The organism is Kribbella sp. WER1, assembly GCF_054189145.1.
Genome location: NZ_CM135186.1, coordinates 5,003,289 through 5,023,414, shown reverse-complemented (window position 1 = coordinate 5,023,414; position 20,126 = coordinate 5,003,289). Strand labels below are relative to the sequence as shown.

At 70.4% G+C, this 20,126-nt stretch carries 21 protein-coding genes; 9 read left to right on the top strand and 12 right to left on the bottom strand.

What is annotated here, in order from left to right; translation table 11 throughout:
- Positions 1–93: 93 nt before the first annotated feature.
- Together ACXJJ3_RS24325 and ACXJJ3_RS24320 are read left to right on the top strand one after the other, a co-directional pair.
- Positions 94–564 (top strand): GNAT family N-acetyltransferase, encoded by a 471-nt coding sequence (locus ACXJJ3_RS24325; protein WP_458164146.1) that lies wholly within the window; start codon positions 94–96, stop codon positions 562–564.
- 421 nt (positions 565–985) lie between these two features.
- Complete coding sequence (locus ACXJJ3_RS24320) at positions 986–1,900, top strand: DUF559 domain-containing protein (protein WP_458164145.1); 915 nt, start codon at positions 986–988, stop codon at positions 1,898–1,900.
- A gap of 17 nt (positions 1,901–1,917) precedes the next feature.
- Here ACXJJ3_RS24320 and hutI read toward each other — a convergent pair whose 3' ends face one another.
- From hutI to hutH, 9 genes are all read right to left on the bottom strand, one after another.
- On the bottom strand, positions 1,918–3,075 hold the full coding sequence (gene hutI / locus ACXJJ3_RS24315) for an imidazolonepropionase (RefSeq protein ID WP_458164144.1): 1,158 nt from the start codon (positions 3,073–3,075) through the stop codon (positions 1,918–1,920).
- Positions 3,072–4,379, bottom strand: a complete 1,308-nt coding sequence (locus ACXJJ3_RS24310) for a formimidoylglutamate deiminase (protein WP_458164143.1) — start codon at positions 4,377–4,379, stop codon at positions 3,072–3,074. Before ACXJJ3_RS24310 ends, hutI begins: the two co-directional genes overlap by 4 nt.
- Positions 4,376–5,734 carry an allantoate amidohydrolase gene (locus ACXJJ3_RS24305; RefSeq protein ID WP_458164142.1) on the bottom strand — a complete coding sequence of 453 codons (1,359 nt, stop codon included), beginning with the start codon at positions 5,732–5,734 and terminating at the stop codon, positions 4,376–4,378. The genes ACXJJ3_RS24310 and ACXJJ3_RS24305 overlap by 4 nt, the downstream gene beginning before the upstream one ends.
- Entirely contained in the window at positions 5,731–6,654 is a 924-nt protein-coding gene (locus ACXJJ3_RS24300; protein ID WP_458164141.1) for an ABC transporter substrate-binding protein, read from the bottom strand. The genes ACXJJ3_RS24305 and ACXJJ3_RS24300 overlap by 4 nt, the downstream gene beginning before the upstream one ends.
- 79 nt (positions 6,655–6,733) lie before the next feature.
- Positions 6,734–7,384 (bottom strand): ABC transporter permease, encoded by a 651-nt coding sequence (locus ACXJJ3_RS24295; protein WP_458164140.1) that lies wholly within the window; start codon positions 7,382–7,384, stop codon positions 6,734–6,736.
- 1 nt (position 7,385) lies between these two features.
- Entirely contained in the window at positions 7,386–8,042 is a 657-nt protein-coding gene (locus tag ACXJJ3_RS24290) for an ABC transporter permease (RefSeq protein WP_458164139.1), read from the bottom strand.
- Entirely contained in the window at positions 8,039–9,037 is a 999-nt protein-coding gene (locus ACXJJ3_RS24285; RefSeq protein WP_458164138.1) for an ABC transporter ATP-binding protein, read from the bottom strand. Before ACXJJ3_RS24285 ends, ACXJJ3_RS24290 begins: the two co-directional genes overlap by 4 nt.
- Before the next feature lie 136 nt (positions 9,038–9,173).
- Positions 9,174–10,829 carry a urocanate hydratase gene (gene hutU, locus ACXJJ3_RS24280; protein WP_458164137.1) on the bottom strand — a complete coding sequence of 552 codons (1,656 nt, stop codon included), beginning with the start codon at positions 10,827–10,829 and terminating at the stop codon, positions 9,174–9,176.
- A 15-nt stretch (positions 10,830–10,844) separates the two neighbouring features.
- The gene (hutH, locus tag ACXJJ3_RS24275) at positions 10,845–12,386 is read right to left on the bottom strand and encodes a histidine ammonia-lyase (RefSeq protein WP_458164136.1); all 1,542 of its coding nucleotides are present in this window, start codon (positions 12,384–12,386) and stop codon (positions 10,845–10,847) included.
- Positions 12,387–12,493: 107 nt separating this feature from the next.
- Here hutH and ACXJJ3_RS24270 point away from each other — a divergent pair, with 107 nt between their 5' ends.
- Genes ACXJJ3_RS24270 through ACXJJ3_RS24260 form a run of 3 tightly spaced genes read left to right on the top strand, consistent with a single transcriptional unit; the run spans position 12,494 to position 14,344 of the window.
- Positions 12,494–13,384: a GNAT family N-acetyltransferase gene (locus tag ACXJJ3_RS24270; protein WP_458164135.1), complete on the top strand. Its 891-nt coding sequence runs from the start codon at positions 12,494–12,496 to the stop codon at positions 13,382–13,384.
- Complete coding sequence (locus tag ACXJJ3_RS24265; protein WP_458164134.1) at positions 13,381–13,569, top strand: hypothetical protein; 189 nt, start codon at positions 13,381–13,383, stop codon at positions 13,567–13,569. Before ACXJJ3_RS24270 ends, ACXJJ3_RS24265 begins: the two co-directional genes overlap by 4 nt.
- Before the next feature lie 16 nt (positions 13,570–13,585).
- Positions 13,586–14,344, top strand: coding sequence for an IclR family transcriptional regulator (locus tag ACXJJ3_RS24260; RefSeq protein ID WP_458164133.1), 759 nt, complete (start codon positions 13,586–13,588; stop codon positions 14,342–14,344).
- Between the two features lie 336 nt (positions 14,345–14,680).
- On the opposite strand, the gene rpsN is transcribed toward ACXJJ3_RS24260, so the two are convergent.
- Both rpsN and rpmG read right to left on the bottom strand, forming a co-directional pair.
- Complete coding sequence (gene rpsN, locus ACXJJ3_RS24255; RefSeq protein WP_458164132.1) at positions 14,681–14,986, bottom strand: 30S ribosomal protein S14; 306 nt, start codon at positions 14,984–14,986, stop codon at positions 14,681–14,683.
- Positions 14,986–15,153, bottom strand: a complete 168-nt coding sequence (gene rpmG, locus ACXJJ3_RS24250) for a 50S ribosomal protein L33 (RefSeq protein ID WP_458164131.1) — start codon at positions 15,151–15,153, stop codon at positions 14,986–14,988. The genes rpsN and rpmG overlap by 1 nt, the downstream gene beginning before the upstream one ends.
- A gap of 54 nt (positions 15,154–15,207) precedes the next feature.
- On the opposite strand from rpmG, the gene ACXJJ3_RS24245 reads away from it, so the two are divergent.
- From ACXJJ3_RS24245 to ACXJJ3_RS24230, 4 genes are all read left to right on the top strand, one after another.
- A complete protein-coding gene (locus ACXJJ3_RS24245; RefSeq protein ID WP_458164130.1) occupies positions 15,208–16,278 on the top strand; it encodes a GTP-binding protein in 1,071 nt (356 codons plus the stop codon).
- Complete coding sequence (locus ACXJJ3_RS24240; protein ID WP_325039478.1) at positions 16,275–16,520, top strand: type B 50S ribosomal protein L31; 246 nt, start codon at positions 16,275–16,277, stop codon at positions 16,518–16,520. Before ACXJJ3_RS24245 ends, ACXJJ3_RS24240 begins: the two co-directional genes overlap by 4 nt.
- A gap of 265 nt (positions 16,521–16,785) precedes the next feature.
- Positions 16,786–17,730: a hypothetical protein gene (locus ACXJJ3_RS24235; protein ID WP_458164129.1), complete on the top strand. Its 945-nt coding sequence runs from the start codon at positions 16,786–16,788 to the stop codon at positions 17,728–17,730.
- A gap of 45 nt (positions 17,731–17,775) precedes the next feature.
- On the top strand, positions 17,776–19,197 hold the full coding sequence (locus tag ACXJJ3_RS24230) for an aromatic amino acid lyase (RefSeq protein WP_458164128.1): 1,422 nt from the start codon (positions 17,776–17,778) through the stop codon (positions 19,195–19,197).
- Positions 19,198–19,280: 83 nt separating this feature from the next.
- Here the strand turns inward: ACXJJ3_RS24230 and ACXJJ3_RS24225 are convergent, their stop codons facing one another.
- Positions 19,281–20,123 carry a hypothetical protein gene (locus tag ACXJJ3_RS24225; RefSeq protein WP_458164127.1) on the bottom strand — a complete coding sequence of 281 codons (843 nt, stop codon included), beginning with the start codon at positions 20,121–20,123 and terminating at the stop codon, positions 19,281–19,283.
- Between the last annotated feature and the right edge of the window lie 3 nt (positions 20,124–20,126).

The following is a 20,126-nucleotide window of genomic DNA, read 5'->3' as shown; positions in this document are numbered from 1 at the left end:
CCCAAGGGCGGCCCCCGATTTCGGGGTCCGGGCCAGGGTGCGACCAGGGAGACCCCTCCCGGAGAAAACGTTTACCGTGCGATCCTGATCACTGTGAAACTGCGCCCGATGACCGCCGCCGACGCCGCCGCGGTCGTCGCGCTGAACGCCACCGCCGAAGGCCTGGTCGAGCCCCTCAACGCCGACCGCCTCGACTGGCTCCGGCTGATCGCCGCCCACGCCGCCGTCGTCGACCTCGACGGCCGCCCGGCCGGCTTCGTCCTCACTTTCACCCCCGGCTCGGCGTACGACGGCCTCGCGTACGCCGCGTTCACCCGGACGTACGCCGACCGCTTCCTCTACATCGAGCGCATCGTGATCGCCCCCGACGACCGCCGCCAAGGCCTCGCCTCCAAGGTCTACCGAGCCATCGAACGCTCCGCCCACCCCTTCGACCGCACCGTCGCCGCCGTACCGCCCAGTACCCCCGCCTTCACCTTCCACACCACCCGCGGCTACCACGAGGTCGGCCACCAAACCCTCGCCAACGGCACCACAACCCCCCTCCTCTCCAAAGAACTCTGACCACCCGACCCGCTACCGCCGAGCACCGCGATCGCCGCATCCACCGGCAACAGCCGCACCATCCTCAGAGGCATCCTCGGCACCGCCGCCGCGATCTGCCTGCTCCTGAGCATCCTCGCCAGCGCCGGCGTGCGCGTCAGGTTCCTCGTCCCGACCGCAATCCTCCTGCTGGTCGGCGGCCTCCCCGCCCTGACCCGCCACCCAGGCCTAGCCCCGCACCAGGACCCAACCGGCCACCTCACCATCCCCTCGGCCCCAGCCCAGGGCCCTCGTGTCCACAGGGACCGCCAGGCCATCACAATCGCGCCGCCGTCGAGTGTTCAAGCGTGCGAAGGAAGGCGGCTCGGCGGTTGTGATGGCCTGGCGGTCCCTGTGGACAACGGTCGTCGCAAGTCCGGCCTGATGCGCCACCATGAAGCCCATGCCCGAGGTCGTCGACGTGCTGCTCCGACGGGAAGGCACGGCGACGTACGGGCAACTACGCGCCGTGGTCACCGGTCGGGCGATCCGCGCAGCCCTGACCGACGGATCAATCCGGCGGATCGCCAAGGGCGTTTACGCGCTGCCCAACGCGCCCGACCCCGTCGTGGCCGCACGTGCCCAGGGTGGAGTCGTGTCGCACTCGAGCGCCGCCGTACTGCACGGCTTCGGCGTACTGGAACTGCCCGGCAAGCCGCAGGTCACCGTCCCGCGCGGGCAACACCGGCGGCTGAGCCCGGTGGGCTGCGAGCTGCACTGGGCCGACGAGGTGTCGTCCGACGGCGTGTGTACGAGCAAGCTCCAGACGGTCCTGGACTGTGCACGAACCCTGCCGTTCGCAGCGGGTCTTACCGTCGCCGATTCGGCGCTCCGCGGACGGGCGCTGGATCGTTCCCAGCTCATGGTTGCCGCCGCCGGGCTGAGCGGACCTGGCTCCCGGCGGGCGAGGCGGATCGCGGCGGCCGCGGACGGACGAGCCGAGTCGCCACTCGAGTCGGCACTCCGGGCGATCCTGATCGAGGCCGGCATCGGCGGCTTCGAGCCACAGGTGGTTGTCCGGGACGAGCAGTTCTCCGCGCGGATCGACCTCGCCGATCCGGTGCTGATGATCGCCATCGAGGCCGACAGCTTCGCCTACCACGGGACCCGCGCCGCCCTAGCCCGCGACTGCCGCAGGCACGTCGGTCTCACGATCCGCGGCTGGCGGCTCCTGCGATTCTCCTGGGAGGACGTGATGTTCGACCCGGAGTGGGTGCTCGAGGCAATCCGCGCGGCGATTGCCGGATCCCCAGGCCATCACAATGTGACGGAATCGCGCGCGGTCACGCTCAGAGTGGCCGGATCGGCGCCGTTGTGATGGCCTGGCGGTCCGACCTACACCTCGCGTCCACCAACGAGGGTGCGGCTGACGAGCGGTACCGCGGGGCGGTAGGCGAGGTGGAGGTAGGTGGGGGCGTCGAGGACGGCGAGGTTGGCGGGGGCGTTGGGGGTCAGGTGGCCCAGGTCGGCGCGGCGGAGGGAGGTGGCGCCGCCGGCGGTGGCGGACCAGAGGGCCTCGGCCGGGGTCATGTGCATTTCGCGGACGGCCAGGGCGATGCAAAAGGGCATGGAGGAGGAGTAGCCGGAGCCTGGGTTGCAGTCGGTGGCGAGGGCGATGGTGACGCCGGCGTCGAGGAGACGGCGGGCGTCGGGGTACGGCGATCTGGTGGAGAACTCGATCGCGGGGAGCAGGCCGGCGACGACGCCGCTGGAGGCGAGGGCGTCGACGTCGGCGGCGGTGAGGTACGTGCAGTGGTCGGCGGAGGCGGCGCCGACCTCGGCGGCGAGTTGTACGCCGGGGCCCTCGCCCAACTGGTTCGCGTGAATGCGGGGCTGGAGGCCGCGGGCGATGCCGGCCTGGAGGATCGTGCGGGCCTGGTCCGCGTCGAACGCGCCGCGTTCGACGAACACGTCGATCCACTTCGCGTACTGCGCGGCGGCGTCGAGCATCGGGCCGGTGACCAGGTCGACGTACGCGGCGGGGTCCTGGTCGGCCGGGACCACGTGCGCGCCGAGGTACGTCGTCTCGTCGGTGAACTGGCCCGCGATCCGCAGCGCCCGCGCCTCGTCGGCGACGGTGAGGCCGTAGCCGGACTTGATCTCGACCGTCGTGGTGCCCTGCCGGCGCATCTCGGTGACCAGGCGGGAGACGTTCGCGGTCAGCTGTTCGTCGGACGCGGCCCGAGTGGCGGCGACGGTGGTGCGGATGCCGCCGGCGGAGTACGGCGTACCCGTCATGCGGGCCGCGAACTCCTCGGCGCGGTCGCCGGCGAAGACGAGATGCGAATGGGAGTCGACGAAGCCGGGGATCACCGCGCGGCCGCCGAGGTCGGTGGCGGCGTCGGCGGCCGGGGCGTGCTGGCGTTGGCCGACCCAGGCGATCTTGCTGCCGTCGATGACCAGGGCGGCGTCGTGGAGTTCGCCGAGCAGGCCGCCGTGGGTGGGGTCGTTGGTCACCAGGGAGTTGATGCCGGTGAGCAGGAGCGAGGTCATCGGGTCACCGCCTCGATCGAGGTTGCCAGCTCGGCCGCGACATCCATGCGAATGTGCTTGCCGCTAGCAACCAGGTGATTGCCTGAAACAACTACATCGGAAACGTCCGAGGCGGAGGCGGCGAACACGGCGGTTTCCAAGGTTCCACCGGTGCCGGCGGTGCGGACGGTATCCAGGCGGACGGCGACCAGGTCGGCTCGGGCGCCCACCTCGATCGCTCCGGCGTCGGGGAAGCCGATCGAGCGGTGGCCGTCGACGGTGGCGGCCTTCAGGAGCTCCGGCGCGGACCAGTGGCCGCGTTCCTGGGTAGCCAGGCGTTCGTTCAGCTCGACCGCGCGCATCTCCTCGAACAGGTCGATGACCGCGTGGCTGTCGGAGCCGAGCGTCAAGGGGGAGCCCGCGTCGCGGAGCTGCACCGACGGGCCGATGCCGTCGGCGAGGTCGCGCTCGGTGGTCGGGCAGAAGCAGGAGTACGTCGCGGAGCTCCCGAGCAGGCCGATGTCGACCGAGGTCAGGTGGGTCGCGTGGACGGCGCTCGTCCGGCCGCTCAGGAAACCCGCCTCGTCGAGGACCTGCGTCGGCGTCCGCCCGTACGCCGCGAGGCTCGCCTCGTTCTCGGCGACCTGCTCGGACAGGTGGATGTGCAGCGGTACGTCCGGGAACGCCGACGCGACCGCGCCGAGCTGCTCCTGCGGGACGCCACGGATCGAATGCGCCGCCGCGCCGATCACCACGTCGTCGGCCCCGCTCAACCGCCCGACCCGGGAGGCCCAGCCGGTCGCGTCGCCGTCGCTGAACCGCTGCTGTACGTCGTTCAGCGGCTGGTCGATGCCGCCGGCAACGTAACAGGTGTCGAGCAGCGCGATCCGGATCCCGGCGTCGCGGGCGGCCGCGATCAGGGCGGCGCCCATCGCGTTCGGGTCGTCGTACCGACGGCCGCCGGGGGCGTGGTGCAGGTAGTGGAACTCGCCGACCGCGGTGATCCCGGCGAGCAGCATCTCGGCGTACACGGCCTTCGCGAGGTCGTAGTACGAGTCGGGGGTGAGCGCGGCGGCGACGGCGTACATCTGCTCGCGCCAGGTCCAGAACGTGCCGCGCTCGGTCTGCGTCCGGCCGCGGAGCGCGCGGTGGAACGCGTGGCTGTGGCAGTTCGCGAGGCCGGGGATCACCAATCCGCGCAGGATCGTCGCGGCGCCCGGGTCGGTGTCCGGTTCGACCGCGGTGAACCGCCCGTCGACGACCGTGAGCAGGACCCGCGAGGCAAGCCCGCTCGGGAGCAGTGCGGTTTCGCACCAGAACGTCACTTCGCGAGATCCTTCAGTACGGCGGCCAGCGCGTCGACGCCGGCGAGACAGTCGTCCATCTCGGCGTACTCCGCGGGTGAATGGGAGACGCCGGTCGGGTTGCGGACGAACAGCATCGCGGTCGGGATGCCGGCGTCCGAGAACACACCCGCGTCGTGACCGGCGCCGGTCGGCAGCACCGGGGCGCCGTCGAGGACGCCGACCAGACGGTCGCGCAGGCCGGCCGGGAAGTCGACGATCGGCGAGACGGACTCGGGGGTGACCACGATGGTGGTGCCGTCGCGCTCGGCGCGTTCGGTCGCTTGCCTGGTGATTGCTGCGAGCAACGATTCGAGGGTGGCGGTGTCGGCGGCGCGGGCGTCCAGCCAGGCGGTCACCTGGGACGGTACGGCGTTGGTGCCGTTCGGCTCGACGGACACCCGGCCGAAGGTCGCGCGGGCGCCGGCGAGACGGGCCTGTTTGTTCGCGGCGAGGGCGGTCATCGCGTACGTCAGCATCGGGTCGTGCCGGTCCTCCATGAGCGTCGTACCGGCGTGGTTGGCCTCACCACCGAACGTGAACCGGTACCGCCCATGCGGCCAGATCGAGCTCGCCACGCCTACCGGTGCGGTCAGTCCGCGGCCTTGTTCCACATGCAGTTCTACGAATGTTCCCATCCGTTTCAGCAGCGGCGAAGGCCCCAGACCGGCTGGGTCCAGCCCGGCCTTCTCCAGCGCCTCCGCGAGCCCGACACCCGCACGGTCCTTCAACTGCAGCGCCTTCTCGGCGGACAACACCCCAGCCGCGACCCGGGACCCCAGACAGGGCATCCCGAACCGCGACCCTTCTTCCTCCACGAAGGCCCCGATCCCGATCGGTACCCCCGGCTCGAACCCCTCCGCCCGCAACTTGTCCACAGCCGCCAGAGCGGAAACCACACCCAAGGGCCCATCAAAAGCCCCACCGTTGATCACCGAGTCGAGATGACTCCCGGTCACGACGCCCGGCCGGACAGCCGGCCCTCCGGCCGGCTCCCCGACCGGGGTTGTGGAGGATGCACCGGACCGCTGGTCCGCACCGAACCCGCCCGCCGGGTACCCGGGCGGGGTTGTGGAGGGTGCACCGGACAGGTCGTCTGCACCGAACCCGCCCACGCGGGGAGCCGGCCGGTCGGCCGGCTTTCCGCGCGGTTCCCACCAGGCGATGAGGTTGCCGATGCTGTCGGATTCGACGGACAGGTTGCGGGTGGCGCACTGGTCGAGGAACCAGTGGGTTGCTTCGCGTTCGGTCGGGGACCAGCCGCCGCGGGTGTACCCGCCTGTTTCCGGGTCGCGGCCGATGGCGGACTGGTCCGCCCACAGGGATTCGAAGCTCAAGACAGTGGGTTCTTCGACAGCCAGTCCTTGGCGACCGCGTCCGCGCTTTCCTTGCCGACGTCGATGCGCTTGACCAGGGCGGTCAGGTCGTCGGTGGTGAGCTTGGCGTCGACCGCGTTCAGCGTGGCGGCGACCTCGTCGGACTTGTGGTCGGTCCGGATCAGCGGAACGATGTTGTTCGGCGGCAGGATGTGCTCCGGGTCCTCCAGCTGGACCCAGCCCTTGTCCTTGATCACCGACTGGGTGGTGAACAGGTCGGTCACCTGGATGGTGTTGTCCTCCAGCGCCTTGATGCTCAGCGGACCGCCGGCGTCCAGCGTCTTGTAGTCGCTGAAGTCGACGTCGTACTTCTCCTTCATGCCCTTCAGCCCGGCAGTCCGCACCTTGAACTCGGAGCTGCCGCCGGCGACCAGGTTCTTGCCCTTCAGGTCACCGATCGACTTCAGGTTGTACTTGTCCGCGGTCGCCTTGGTCACCACGATGGTGTCCTCGTCGGCGGCCGGCGACTTCTCCAGGATCTCCAGCCCGGACGGCAGCGCCTTCTTCAGCGCGTCGTACGCCTTGTCCGGGTCGGTCTCGGTGGAGTTCTTGTCGAAGTACGCCAGCGCGGCGCCGGTGTACTCCGGGACGAGGTCGACGGACCCGTCCTTGATCGCGGCCATGTACGTCTCGCGGTTGCCGATGTTCGGCTTCTTCTTCACGTCGATGCCCTTGGCGGCGAGCGCCTGGCCGTAGATCTCCGCCAGCAGCTGGCTCTCGGAGAAGTCGGCGGACCCGACGGTGATGCTGGTCACCTTCGACGGCGCGGGCGAGGACCCCGCGTTGTCGCTGCCGAGCTGGTTGCCGCCACCCCCACAGCCGGCCAGGCCGAGCACCGCCACCCCGGCGATCGCAGTACGGATGAGCGTGGATCTCAACACGAGAGCCTCCAGTGTTCTCGTTCAGCCACCGGCCGGTGCCGATGGATGTATCTCAAGTTCATCAGGTTCCCCCGACAGTTCAGCCGAGTTTCAGCCCCGGCGAGACGGTGATCCGCCCGATCAGCGCGAACAGCGCGTCGAGCAGCAGCGCCAGCAGGGCGACCAGCAGCGCGCCGGTGAACATCTGCGGGAAGTCCCGCAGCTTCAGCCCGTCGATCACGTACCGGCCGAGGCCGCCGAGCGAGACCAGTGCCGCGATCGTCGCGGTGGACACGATCTGCAGGGTGGCGCTGCGGATCCCGGAAATGATCAGCGGCAGCCCGATCGGGATCTCCACCTTGGTGAGGATCTCCCGCCCGGTCATGCCCATCCCGCGGGCCGCGTCGATGGTCGCCGCGTCCACCCCGGACAGTCCGGCGTACGTCGACGCGAGGATCGGCGGGATGCCGAGCGCGACCAGCGCGATCAGCACCGGCAGGAAGCCGATCTGGTTGGTGAGCAGGACGGCGAGCATCAGCAACCCGAGGCTGGGCAGCGCCCGGGCCGCGTTGCCGGCGTTGATCGCCAGGAACGCGCCGCGCCGGGTGTGCCCGATCCGCAGGCCGATCGGCAGCCCGATCACGACGGACAGCCCGAGCGCGGCGAACGTGTACCAGAGGTGTTCGAGGATCCGCGCCCAGATGCCCTCGTTGCCGGACCAGTTGTACGAGTCGGTCAGGTACTGCCACATGTCAGGCCACCTCCGCGACCGGCGCGGCGGCCCGCGCCCAGGGAGTGAGTACCCGCTGCAGCGTGACCAGGACGAAGTCCGCGAGCAGCGCGAGCGCCAGCGACAGCACCACGCCGACCACGACCGGCGTCAGGAACGCCTTCTGGAAGCCGAGCGTGAAGAGTTCGCCGAGGCCGCCGATGCCGATCACGGCGCCGACGCTCACCATCGAGATGTTCGCGACCGTGACGACCCGCAGCCCGGTGAAGATCACCGGTACGGCGATCGGCAGGTCGATCGCGACGAGCCGGTGCATCGATCCGTACCCGACCGCGATCGCGGACTGCCGGACGTCCGGCGGCACCGAGCGGAGCCCGTCGATCACGTTCCGGATCAGCAGCGACACGGTGTAGACGGTGAGCGCCACGATGATGTTGATCGTGGACAGCACCTTGGTCCCGAGGATCGCGGGCAGCACGATGAACAGCGCGATCGACGGCAGCGAGTACAGCAGGCCGCCGAACGCGATCAGCGGGTTCGCGAGCCACGCGTACCGGGTCGCGACGTACCCGAGCGGCACCGAGATGATCAGCCCGAGGATCACCGGGATGATCGCCAGGTAGATGTGTTCCCACAGCTGTTCCCAGATCAGCCCGAGGTTGTCGCCGATCCAGCTCATGATCGCAACGCCTCGGCCACGGCACCTTGGTCGACCACGCCGACCGCGCGGCCTTCGTCGTCGACGACCACGCCGAGACCGTTCGGCGACGTCAGTACGGCGTCGAGTGCGGCGCGCAGCGAGTCGCCGCGCTTGAACACCGCGCCGACCGGCTCGATGGCCTCGGAGCCGTTCTTCCAGCCGACCGGTACGCCGTCGTTCAACGCGAGCTCGGCCGGCAGCGGCTGCACCGTGAGCTGGTCGGTGTACACGAACGTCAGCGCCCGGTAGCCGCGGTCCTGCCCGACGAATCCGCGGACGAAGTCGTCGGCCGGGTTCCCGAGCAGTTCGGCCGGCGGCGCGAACTGGGCCAGTTTCCCGCCGACCTGCAGGACGGCCACGTTGTCGCCGAGCTTGATCGCCTCGTCGATGTCGTGGGTGACGAACACGATGGTCTTGCCGATGTCGCGCTGCAGCCGGAGCAGTTCCTCCTGCAGCTGGTGCCGGACGATCGGGTCGACGGCGCTGAACGGCTCGTCCATCAGCATGATCGCCGGATCGGCCGCCAGGGCCCGCGCGACGCCGACTCGTTGCTGCTGGCCACCGGACAGCTGCGCCGGGTACCGCTCGGCCATCTTCGGGTCCAGGCCGACGCGTTCGAGCAGCTCCATCGCGGTCCCGCGGGCCTTGCGCTTGTCCCAGCCGAGCAGTTTCGGCACGGTCGCGATGTTGTCCACCACGGTCCGGTGCGGGAACAGCCCGGCGTTCTGGATCACGTACCCGATCCCGCGCCGCAGCGTCACGGCATCCTGCGAGTTGATGTCGGTACCGTCGATCGAGATCGTCCCGGAGGTGCGTTCGATGGTCCGGTTGATCATCCGCAGCGAGGTGGTCTTGCCGCAGCCGGACGGGCCGACGAACACGGTGATCTGGTTGCTCGGGATCCTTAAGGACAGGGTGTCGACGGCGACGGTGCCGTCCGGATACTGCTTGGTGACGTCCTCGAACTCGATCATGGCGCCCCTTCGCGCTCGTCGTCCGGTCGCCCGAAAGACCCTAGCGGAACCACAGACCGAAACCACGCGGTCGCACGGTTTCTCGCTCCTCGGGAATCTGTACCGTAGCGCTACAGATTTCTCCCGTCGCAGACAGTCAGCTTTCGCGCATCGGGACGCGCACCCCACGCTCGTCCGCGACCTCGGCCGCCCTGTCGTAGCCGGCGTCGACGTGACGGATCACACCCATCGCCGGATCGTTGGTCAGTACCCGTTCCAGCTTCCGCCGCGCCAGGTCGGTGCCGTCGGCAACGGACACCTGGCCGGCGTGGATGGACCGGCCGATGCCGACGCCGCCGCCGTGGTGGATCGACACCCAGGACGCGCCGCTGGCCACGTTCACCATCGCGTTCAGCAACGGCCAGTCCGCGATCGCGTCCGAGCCGTCTAGCATGCCTTCGGTCTCCCGGTACGGCGACGCGACGCTGCCGGTGTCGAGGTGGTCGCGCCCGATCACGATCGGGGCCTCGAGTTCACCGGAGGCGACCATGTCGTTGAACCGGACGCCGGCCTTGTCCCGCTCGCCCTGGCCGAGCCAGCAGATCCGGGCCGGCAGCCCCTGGAACGCGACCCGCTCGCCGGCCAGCTTGATCCAGCGGGCCAGGTGCTCGTTGTCCGGGAAGAGGTCGAGAATGGCCTGGTCGGTGCGAGCGATATCGGCCGGGTTCCCCGAAAGCGCCGCCCACCGGAACGGCCCTTTCCCTTCACAGAACAGCGGCCGGATGTACGCCGGGACGAACCCGGGAAACTCGAACGCCCGGGCGTATCCGGCCTTGCGCGCCTCGTCCCGGATCGAGTTGCCGTAGTCGAACACCTCGGCGCCGGCGTCCTGGAACTCGACCATCGCCTGGACGTGCTTGGCCATCGACTCCTGCGCACGCGCGGTGAACCCGGCCGGGTCCTTCTCCCGCGCGGTCGTCCAGTCCTCGAACTCGACACCGATCGGCAGGTACATCAACGGGTCGTGCGCCGACGTCTGATCGGTCACGACATCGATGGGCGCCCCGCGACGCAGCAGGTCCGGCACGATCGTCGCGGCGTTGCCCAGGACACCGATCGACAACGGCGTCCGCGCCTTCTTCGCCTCTTCGGCCAGTTGAAGCGCTTCATCGACAGAGGACGCCCGTACGTCGAGATACCGGTGCTCGATGCGGCGCTGGATCCGGGACTCGTCGACGTCGATGCAGATCGCGACGCCGTCGTTCATCGTCACCGCCAGCGGCTGCGCGCCGCCCATCCCGCCGAGGCCCGCGGTCAGCGTGATCGTGCCGGCCAGCGTCCCACCGAACTTCTTCTCGGCGACCGCGCCGAACGTCTCGTACGTGCCCTGCAGGATGCCCTGGGTGCCGATGTAGATCCACGACCCGGCCGTCATCTGGCCGTACATCGTGAGCCCCATCGCCTCCAGCTTGCGGAACTCCTCCCAGGTGGCCCAGTCGCCGACCAGGTTCGAGTTCGCGATCAGCACCCGCGGCGCCCACTCGTGGGTCTGCATCACGCCGACCGGGCGGCCGGACTGGACGAGCATGGTCTCGTCGTCCTTCAGCGTGGTCAGCGTCCGGACCATCGCGTCGAACGAGTTCCAGTCCCGCGCGGCCTTGCCGGAACCGCCGTACACGACGAGCTCGTCGGGGTGCTCGGCGACCTCCGGGTCGAGGTTGTTCTGCAGCATCCGCAGTGCGGCTTCCTGCTGCCAGCCGCGGGCGGTCAGGGTGGTACCGCGGGGTGCGCGGACGGGTCGTGGTCCGGACATGGGTGATCCAGCCTTTCAGTTCAGCGGGCCGGTGACGGCCTCGGTCGCGTGCAGGTAGGTGCCGTCAGCAACTAGCTGGACGGAGTGTTCGAGCTCGGGGGCGAGGAAGCGGTCGGTGGCCGGGCCCTCGACGTACTGCCGGAGCGCGGCGCGGGCAGCCGCGGTGGCCGGCGCGGGTTCCAGCGGGGCGCGCAGGTCGAGCGCCCGCGCGGCGGTCAGGATCTCGATCGCCAGCACCCGCTGCAGACCGTCGACGGCCTTGCGGAGCTTGCGCGCGGCGGACCAGCCCATCGAGACGTGGTCCTCCTGCATCGCACTGCTCGGGATCGAGTCCACACTGGCCGGTACGGCGAGCCGCTTCAGCTCGGACACGATCGCCGCCTGGGTGTACTGCGCGATCATGTGGCCGCTGTCGACGCCCGGATCGTCGGCGAGGAACGCGTTCAGCCCGTGGTTGCGCGCGACGTCCAGGAAGCGGTCGGTACGGCGTTCGCTGATGCTCGCGAGGTCCGCGACGGCGATCGCGAGGAAGTCCAGCACGTACCCGATCGGGGCGCCGTGGAAGTTGCCGTTGGACTCGACTCTCCCGTCCGGCAGCACAACCGGGTTGTCGATCGCGGCGGCGAGTTCGTTGGTCGCCACGTTGAGCGCGTGGGCGGCGGTGTCGCGGGCGGCGCCGTGGACCTGGGGCGAGCAGCGCAGCGAGTACGCGTCCTGGACGCGGTTGCAGTCCGGGCCGCGGTGGCTGGCGACGATCGCGCTGTCCTTCAGGATCGCGCGCAGATTGGCCGCGGACTTTCCTTGACCGGGCTGTGGGCGCAGGGCCTGCAGATCCGCGGCGAACACACGGTCGGTGCCGAGCTGGGCCTCGACGCTCATCGCGGCGGCCAGGTCGGCGGTCGTGAACAGCCGGTCGAGGTCGGCGAGTGCGAGGACCAGCATGCCGAGCATGCCGTCGGTCCCGTTGATCAGCGCGAGGCCTTCCTTCTCCGCGAGGACGACCGGTTCTAGACCGTGCGCGGCCAGCGCCTCGCCCGCGTCGAGAAGGTTGCCGTCGGCATCGCGGACCTTGCCCTCGCCGAGGATCGCCAGCGCGACGTGGGACAGCGGCGCGAGATCGCCGGAGCAGCCGAGGCTGCCGTACTCGTGCACGACCGGCGTCAGGTACGCGTTCAGCAGACCGGCGTACGCCTGCGCCGTCTCGGCCTTCACCCCGGTACGGCCGGTCGCCAGGGTCGAGAGCCGGAGCAGGGCCAGCGCGCGGACCACCTCGGTCTCCACCTCGGGGCCGGAGCCGGCCGCGTGCGACCGGATCAGGCTGCGCTGCAACTGCGCCCGCAGTTCCGGCGCGATGTGCCGGGTGGCGAGCGCGCCGAACCCGGTCGAGACGCCGTAGTGCGGGGTGTCCGCATGGGCCAGCGCCTCGATCGAGGCGCGCGACTTCGCGATCTCCTCGAGGGCCTGGTCGTCGATCCGTACCTGTGCGCCGTACCGCGCCACCGCGACCACCTGGGCCGGGGTCAGCGGGCCGACGCCGACAATCACCGTCTGTTCCACTCGCCCATTGCACCGCGCCGGATCCGCCCCGGCCAGCAGCGCCGTACCACTTTTCGTCTCGGATCCGAGACGAGGGTGGCGACCCTCGGTAGTCGTAGGGTTCCGGCATGGGGTTCGAGATCCGGCCGGCGCGGCCCGAAGACGCAGTAGGAGTCGCCCGGGTCTGGGCCGCCACGATGCCGCACCTGGTGAAGACGGCGCGGGCGGTCGAGCTGCAACTGCGGCACGGTCACTCCCAAGAGGTACTGATCGCCGTCGACGGGCCGGACGTCGTCGGGTACGCGAACCTGTACCGGCCGCCGGCGGACGCCGAGGCGCCGCGGGTGCGGATCACCATCCAAGTGCCGCCGGAGTACCGCGGTCGCGGGATCGGTACGGCGCTGCTCGAGGCGATCACGGCCCGGGCGCGGGAGCTCGGCGCCGGGCGGCTACTGACCGCAGTGGCCGAGGACTCGACCGGGTTCGCGGAGCTGCACGGGTTCACGGTCGGGCGGCGGATGACGCATTCCGCGGCCGACCTGACCGCGGCGCGGGAGCCACTCCCGGTACCGGACGGGCTGCGGCTGGCGACGTACGGCGAACTCGAACCGCGGCAGTTGTACGACGCCGAGGTCCAGGTCCGCGACGACGACCCGAGCGGGCTGTCCGGCGGACCGGCGTACGACGAATGGGTCCGTACGTCGTGGCAGAACCCAGATACCCGGTACGACCTCAGCGTCGCCGTCCTCGACGGGGACCAGGTGCTGTCCTTCGTGACCACGACCGCGGACCCCGACCGGAAGGTGATCTGGTCCAACCTGACCGGGACGATCCCGGCCGCACGCGGGCGCGGGCTGGCGAAGGTCGCGAAATCCGCGGCGCTGGCGCGGTCCCGGGACGCCGGCTTCACCCTCGCCTCCACCGGGAACGACGCGGCGAACGAGCCGATGCTCGCCGTCAACCGGTGGCTCGGGTACCGGGAGACGTCCGGCGCGTGGACCGCGGAGAAGCCGCTGTGAAGCGGTTCGTCGTCTCGCTGGTGATCTTCCTGGTGCTGTCGCTCGGCGTCGGCCTGGCCGTGTCCGGGCCCGACTTCATCGACTGGGGCGTCGCCGTCGGCCTGTTCGCGATCGCGGTCGCCGGGGAGAGCTTCCGCTTCTGGCTGCAACGCAGCCGCGCAAAGAAACGTTCGACAGGCGTCTGAGGGTTACGCTGCCGTTGTGAGCGGCAACGTTCCCGCCTCGACCCGCACGCTGCGGGTGCTGACGTTCCTGGCCACCCAGCCCGGCCCGGTGCCGATGGAGCGCATCGCCTCCGCGGTCGGCCTGCCACGCTCGTCGACGTACCACTTGCTGCGGGCAATGATCGACGAAGGGTACGTCGTCCATCTGCCCGAGGAGAAGCGGTACGGGCTCGGGGTGGCGGCCTTCGAGATCGGGTCGGCGTACCTGCGGCACGATCCACTGGAACGGTTGGCGCGGCCGTTGCTGGTGCAGTTGGTGCACGAGGTGGGGCAGACGGCGCATCTCGGCGTACTGCATGGCCGGGAGTTGGTGTATCTGCTGAAGGAGCAGCCGCCGCGGCCCGTGACGCTGGTGACGGATGTCGGCGTACGGCTGCCTGCGACGCTCACCGCGTCCGGGCGGGCGTTGCTTGCCGAGCTGCCGCCGGCGCAGGTGCGGGCGTTGTTCCCCGCGCCGGAGTCGTTCGTACGGCGTACCGATCACGGCCCGCAGAGCCTGAGTCAGCTCCGCCGCCTCCTGTCCGACGAGAAACGCCAGGGCTTCGCGGTGGAGGACTCCTTCATCACGCCCGGAATGGCGTCGGTCGCCAGCGCCGCGGTCGACCACGCCGGCCATCCGGTGGCGGCGATCTCGGTCACGTTCCGCACCGACACCGTCCCGCCCACGGACCGCCCCCACCTGGCCCACAAGATCCGCCAAGCCGCCAAAGCCCTAACCCGCCGCCTCCACGGCTGAACCACCAACAGGTGCCGCACTACGGGTGCGTTGAAGAGCTGACAGGTGCCGAACTACCTGCGAAAGCACCAGAGGCGGAGCTGCTACGCCGGACGTACCAGAGACGGACGTGCTACGCCGGGACGCACCAGAGGCGGACGTACCGGGTGGCACCAGAGGGTGGACGTTCGCCGGGTGGCACCAGAAGTGGAGGTGCTGCGCCAGGTGGCACCCGCCCGGCGCGCGCTCCAGCCCCAGCCTGCTCCCGCCGACGGGAGGGATTCTCCCCTCCTCTTGTCCCTTCTCACCCCTTGACAGGGGCAGAGAACCGACAACGCGAAGGGACAACCCTCCGGCTCACCAGGATGACTTGACGATGCCGGGGAGTTCTCCGCGGTGGGCGAGTTCGCGGAAGTGGATTCGGGAGAGGCCGGCCTTGCCGATGTGGCCGCGGGGGCGGCCGTCGATGGTGTCTCGGTTGCGGAGGCGGGTGGGGCTGGCGTCTCGGGGGAGTTTTTGGAGGCGGAGCTGGGCCTCCGCGCGGTCCTCGGGCGTCGAACCGGGGGCGGCGACGATCGCCTTGAGGGCACGGCGCCGGGCCGCGTGGTGGGCGACCACGCGGCGGCGGTGGTTGTTCTTGGCGATCTTGGCCGTGGTCGCCATCAGCGCTCTTCGCGGAAGTCGACGTGGGCGCGGAGGGTGGGGTCGTACTTGCGGATGACCAGGCGGTCGGGATTGTTCCGGCGGTTCTTGCGCGTTACATACGTGTAGCCGGTGCCTGCGGTGCTGCGGAGTTTGACGATCGGGCGGAGGTCGTTGCGCTTTGCCATGTCACCCAGGATACTTGGTATTGGTTATCGTTTTCAATAAGACGAGGAGAGTCGATGCTGCCGGTGACCTTGCTGACCGGGATCGACGACGGGTTCCGGGCTGACGTCGCGGGGAATCTGCTGGTCGAGGCCGGGCCGACCGGTGTCCTGGTGGAGTACGACGTCCGCGACCTGAGCGCCGTCGTCCGGACCGCGCGGACCACCGCCGGCGTGATCGACCGGGAGGTGATCACGATGAGTCACCCCTGCGTGTCGTGCGCGATGCGCGGATCCCTCGTCGAGCTGCTCGCGAGCATCGCGGCCGTCGAGCGGTACGGCGTGGCGATCGTGAACGTCCCGGCCGCCGGCGACACCCGCGCGATCAGCACCGAGATCGACCAGCACCCCGACCTGCACGTGGCCCGGATCGTCACCGCCGTCGACACCGCGAGCGTCCTCGAGGACCTGCAGGGCGAGGACCTGCTCCGCGAGCGCGGTATCCCGACCGCGGCCGAGGACGGCCGAGCGACCGCGGAGGTCGTCGTACGGCAGCTCGAGTACGCCGACGCCGCCGTCCTCAACACCCCCGACGACGCCACCGCGAGCCTGCTCCGGGCGATCAACCCGCGCCTCACGACCCGCACCAGCCCGGCCGGGCTCCTCGACGTACGCGCGCAGCTCCCCCGGACCGTCGAGCCCGGCTCCATCGCCGCGCCGGACGGGCTGACCTTCGTCTGGCAGGCGACCCGCCCGTTCCACCCCGAGCGGCTGTACGACGCCCTCGAGGACCTGGTCGCGGGGACGGTCCGCGGCCGCGGCACGCTCTGGATCGCGACCCAGCACCGCAACCGGCTCAGCTGGGACAGCTTCGGGACGAACGTCGTGTTCGGCGTCCTCGGCCCGTGGCTGGCCGACCTGCCCGCGGACCGCTGGCCGTCCGTCGGGCAGCAGCACCAGGCCCGGTCCGCCCTCGAGTGGCACCCCGAGTACGGCGACCGGGCGTCGTACCTGTCGCTCACCGGCCCCGCGCTGGACGTCCGGGAATTACGGGAGCGCCTCGACGGTTGTGTCCTGCGTGCGGACGAAGCGGTGCACCCCCTGACCGATCCGTTCGCCCCTTATTTGGAAGGAAGTACCGCAGCATGAAGAAGGACATCCACCCCGACTACCGCCGGGTCGTCTTCCGGGACAAGTCCGGCAACTTCAGCTTCCTCACCGGTTCGACCCGCGAGAGCAACGAGACCGTCGTCTGGGAGGACGGGAACACCTATCCCGTCGTCGACGTCGAGATCTCGTCCGCCAGCCACCCGTTCTACACGGGCCAGCAGCGCGTGATGGACACCCAGGGCCGCGTGGAGAAGTTCAAGAGGCGCTACGGCCAGAAGTGACCCACAGCCCGTCAGGCAACTGACGGGCTGTTTTCTTTGGTCGCACCACCGGCCACCGAAGATGGACGTTTCGCGCGCCGCCGTGTCCTAGTGTCCTGAGTCGGAAGTTCGGCGAGTGATTTCGGTGGTCAGGTGCGTGCATCGTGGTGCTCGGTCAGTGGCCTCGATGCGGAGCATCGTGGGCGCTGGGCGAGTGCCGCGAGGTGCGTGCCTGGGCGCCGAAAGCGCCGTCGAACTTCCGACTCAGGACACTAGCGTCGGAAGCGTGAAGCGTTGGGCTCTGGCGTTGTTCTTCCTGGCACCGTTCGTCGGCGAGTACCTGCTCGGCAACCAGCCGATCGGCAAGCTCGGCTCGATCTTCCTGTTCGCGCCGATGTACGGCGGCGGCGCGGTGCTGATCCGCGAGGTCGCGCGCCGCCACGGGCTCGGCTGGACCGGGATCGTGCTGATGGCCCTCGCGTACGGGCTGCTGGAGGAGGGCCCGATCGACCAGATGCTGTTCAATCCGGCGTACGTCGGACTCGACAGCTTCGACGGGATGGCGGTGATCCCCGGGCTCGGGATCAGCCTGACGCTGCTGCAGGGCACGGTCACACTGCACACGATCTGGAGTATCTGCGTACCGATCGCCCTGATCGAGGCCTGCGCTCCGAGCGGACCCTGGTTGCGCCGCGGTGGGCTGATCACGGTCGCGGCGATCTTCGTCGTCGGCTCGACGCTGCTCGCCGTGATGCAGGCGGTCGGCTTCCACTTCGTCGCGTCGCCGGCCGAGTTCGCCGTCTCCGCGGTGGTGATCGGCGGACTGGTCGCGCTCGCGTTCGCCCTCGGTCGCCGTACGCCGCGGCGTACGGACGGCGACGTACCGCGGCCGCTCGCCGTCGGGCTGACCGCCTTCGCGCTGACGAGCGTGTACTGGCTCGAGTCGATCGTGTTCCCGGACGCGAACGAGTGGATCTCGGCGGCCTGGTGGTTCGTGCTGTTCGGCGCCGCGACGGCGATCGCGCTCCGCTGGGCGCGCCGTCGTACCTGGACGCCGCGGCACACGCTCGCGCTCGCGACCGGCGCGCTGCTCACGTACGCGTGGGCCGGCTTCAGCCAGGCGCGCGAGCTCGACCACCCGTCCTTCCTCGGCAACACCGTCTTCGCGCTGGTCGCGGTCGTGCTCGCGGTGGTCGTCCGGCGACGTCTCGGATCTCAGACGGCGACCTAGGCGCGGCGCTTACCGGCGAGGCACCGGTGGTTTCACACTGTGCAGATGGAACCGGTCGAGCTCACGGGTGCTGGATTGGCGCCGCTCGACGCCGTCGCGTTGGGGCAGCGGCGTACGGCGGTGCGGCTGGGCGATGTCGCGCGGAAGCGGATGCGGGAATCGGCGCAGGTGGTCGCCGAGGTCGCGCGGCGGCGGCCGGTGTACGGGCGGACCACCGGGGTCGGGGCGAACCGCGACGTACTCACGTCCGACCCGGAGCACGGCGCCCGGCTGCTGTCGTCGCACTCCACGACCGGCACGACGTCGTACCCGAAGGACGTGGTCCGGCTCGGGCTGCTGATCCGGGTGAACCAGCTCGCGGCCGGCGGATCGGGGCTCGAACCGGCGGTCGCCGACGCGATCGTCGGCCTGCTCAACGACGACGACCTGCCCGACCTGCACCGCGGCGGCGCGATCGGTACCGGCGACCTCGGCCCGCTCGCGGAACTCGGTCTCGCGCTCGGCGACGTCATCGACGGCACCAGTGCCCTCCCGCTGCTGTCCAGCAACGCGTTCACGCTCGCCGAATGCTGCCTCGCGTATGTCGAGGCCGCGACGCTGATCGACGTCGTACCGCTGGTCGGCGCCCTCACCCATGTCGCGCTGCGCGGCAACTCCGAGGTGTACGACGCCCGCGTCCACGAGGCCCGTCCGCAACCCGGGCAGCTGCGGGTCGCCCGCCGGATGCGCGACCTGCTCGACAACCTGCCGATGCGGCCCGCCCGCATCCAGGATCCGTTCGGGCTGCGGGCCTTCGCCCAGGTTCTCGGCCCGGCCGTCGACCACTCCGATGCCCTGGGCAACAGTGTGCGGATCGACATCAACGCCGCCGCGGAGAACCCGCTGGTGGCCGGCGACACCGTGCTGCACAACGGCAACTGGCACGCGATGCCGATCGCACTCGCGCTGGACTCGCTCCGGCTCAGCCTGCACAGCGTCGCGACCCTCTCCACCACCCGGGTCGCGAACCTGGTCGACCCGGACTACACGGGCCTCAGCCGGTTCCTGGCCAGCGGCGCCGAGGCGAGCTCGGGCGTAATGATGATCGAGTACGTCGCCCACGACGCGCTCGCCGCGGTCCGCTCCGCCGCCCAGCCCGCCACGCTCGGTACGGCGACCCTCTCCCGCGGCGCCGAACTGCACGCCAGCTTCGCCCCGCAGGCCGCCGTCCTGACCAAGCAGCTCCTCGACGCGCTCCGCGAGGTCCTGGCCAGCGAACTCGTGACCGCGGTCCGCGCGATCCGCCTGGCCGGCCTGACGCCCGACGACCTCTCCCCCGCTGCCGTCGGCCCTTGGCTGGCCGACGCCCTCGCCGCGCTCCCGGACGACCTGACCGACCGTTCGCTCCGCGAGGACCTGGAGATCGCCCGCGGCCTGCTCACCCAATGGGGCGACCGCCAGGTCGAACACCCGGCCGAGGCGGGCTAGGCGTACCGAAGGACGAGTACCGCGGCATTGGTCGACACATCCCCGGTCGAGCCCACCTCTGTCCTTCAGGACAGCCCCGGCGATCAGAGGCGGTTGTACGCCTTCAGGGTGCGGAGGGCGCCGACGGTGACGATGCCGCGGTACTCGAGGGTGGCGGCCGGGCCCGGCGGTTCCCAGGTGATTGCCCAGCCGCCGTCGGGCTGCTGGTCGGCGATCAGCCGGTCGAGGTGGGCGTCGAGCTGTGCGTCGGTAAAGAGCGGGCGCCACACGCTGTCCGGCGTCGTCGCGAACTGCAGCGGCGTCACGCCGTACGACGGGTCGTCCGCCTCGGCGCGGTAGTGGGCGAGCTTCGGGAGCCACTCGCGGACCCGGTCGAGGTCGACGTCCGGGCGCGGTGCGAGGAACTGCAGCACCTCGCTCATGCCGTGCGCGTCCTCCGGGAAGCCGTTCGCCAGCTCGGCCTCGCACCAGGAGGCGGCCTTGTCCCGCCACGGGTGCTCGACACCCAGCTGGTGCATCCGGCCGACCAGCCCGGCGGTCGGGTTCAGCCCGGGCTGGTATGTCCACTCGGTCATGTGCTCGGCGCGCGGGTAGCCCTCGATGGCCGGACCACACAGCGGTACGGCGCCGTCCTCCGTCGCGATCGAGGCCAGCCAGTCGACGGCCCGACGGACCATGTCGTCGTCGCGGGCGCCGGCCGCGAGCAGCGTGTCGAACGCGACCTCGACGTCGAGCGGCAGGCTGTCCGGGCAGCGCTTGTCCGGCTCCAGCCCCCACCCGAATCCCCCGTCGGCGTTCTGGAACCCGCGCAGCGCGTCCACCACACCCTGCGCGTCCGCGCCCTCGAAAACCGTCGCGAAGAGCCGCCGCTCGAGCACCCGAGCGTCCCGCCGTACGAAGTCCCGTGCTGCCGTGAAGATGTCCATGCC

Excerpts from the sequence above, each read along its gene's own strand:
- ACXJJ3_RS24245 (WP_458164130.1), top strand. The coding sequence starts at position 15,208 with ATGCTGCCGGTGACCTTGCTGACCGGGATCGACGACGGGTTCCGGGCT.
- ACXJJ3_RS24230 (WP_458164128.1), top strand. The coding sequence starts at position 17,776 with ATGGAACCGGTCGAGCTCACGGGTGCTGGATTGGCGCCGCTCGACGCC.
- hutI (WP_458164144.1), bottom strand. The coding sequence starts at position 3,075 with ATGACCTCGCTCCTGCTCACCGGCATCAACTCCCTGGTGACCAACGAC.
- ACXJJ3_RS24290 (WP_458164139.1), bottom strand. The coding sequence starts at position 8,042 with ATGAGCTGGATCGGCGACAACCTCGGGCTGATCTGGGAACAGCTGTGG.
- ACXJJ3_RS24295 (WP_458164140.1), bottom strand. The coding sequence starts at position 7,384 with ATGTGGCAGTACCTGACCGACTCGTACAACTGGTCCGGCAACGAGGGC.
- ACXJJ3_RS24270 (WP_458164135.1), top strand. The coding sequence starts at position 12,494 with ATGGGGTTCGAGATCCGGCCGGCGCGGCCCGAAGACGCAGTAGGAGTC.
- rpmG (WP_458164131.1), bottom strand. The coding sequence starts at position 15,153 with ATGGCAAAGCGCAACGACCTCCGCCCGATCGTCAAACTCCGCAGCACC.
- rpsN (WP_458164132.1), bottom strand. The coding sequence starts at position 14,986 with ATGGCGACCACGGCCAAGATCGCCAAGAACAACCACCGCCGCCGCGTG.
- ACXJJ3_RS24320 (WP_458164145.1), top strand. The coding sequence starts at position 986 with ATGCCCGAGGTCGTCGACGTGCTGCTCCGACGGGAAGGCACGGCGACG.
- hutU (WP_458164137.1), bottom strand. The coding sequence starts at position 10,829 with ATGTCCGGACCACGACCCGTCCGCGCACCCCGCGGTACCACCCTGACC.
- ACXJJ3_RS24240 (WP_325039478.1), top strand. The coding sequence starts at position 16,275 with ATGAAGAAGGACATCCACCCCGACTACCGCCGGGTCGTCTTCCGGGAC.
- ACXJJ3_RS24225 (WP_458164127.1), bottom strand. The coding sequence starts at position 20,123 with ATGGACATCTTCACGGCAGCACGGGACTTCGTACGGCGGGACGCTCGG.
- ACXJJ3_RS24285 (WP_458164138.1), bottom strand. The coding sequence starts at position 9,037 with ATGATCGAGTTCGAGGACGTCACCAAGCAGTATCCGGACGGCACCGTC.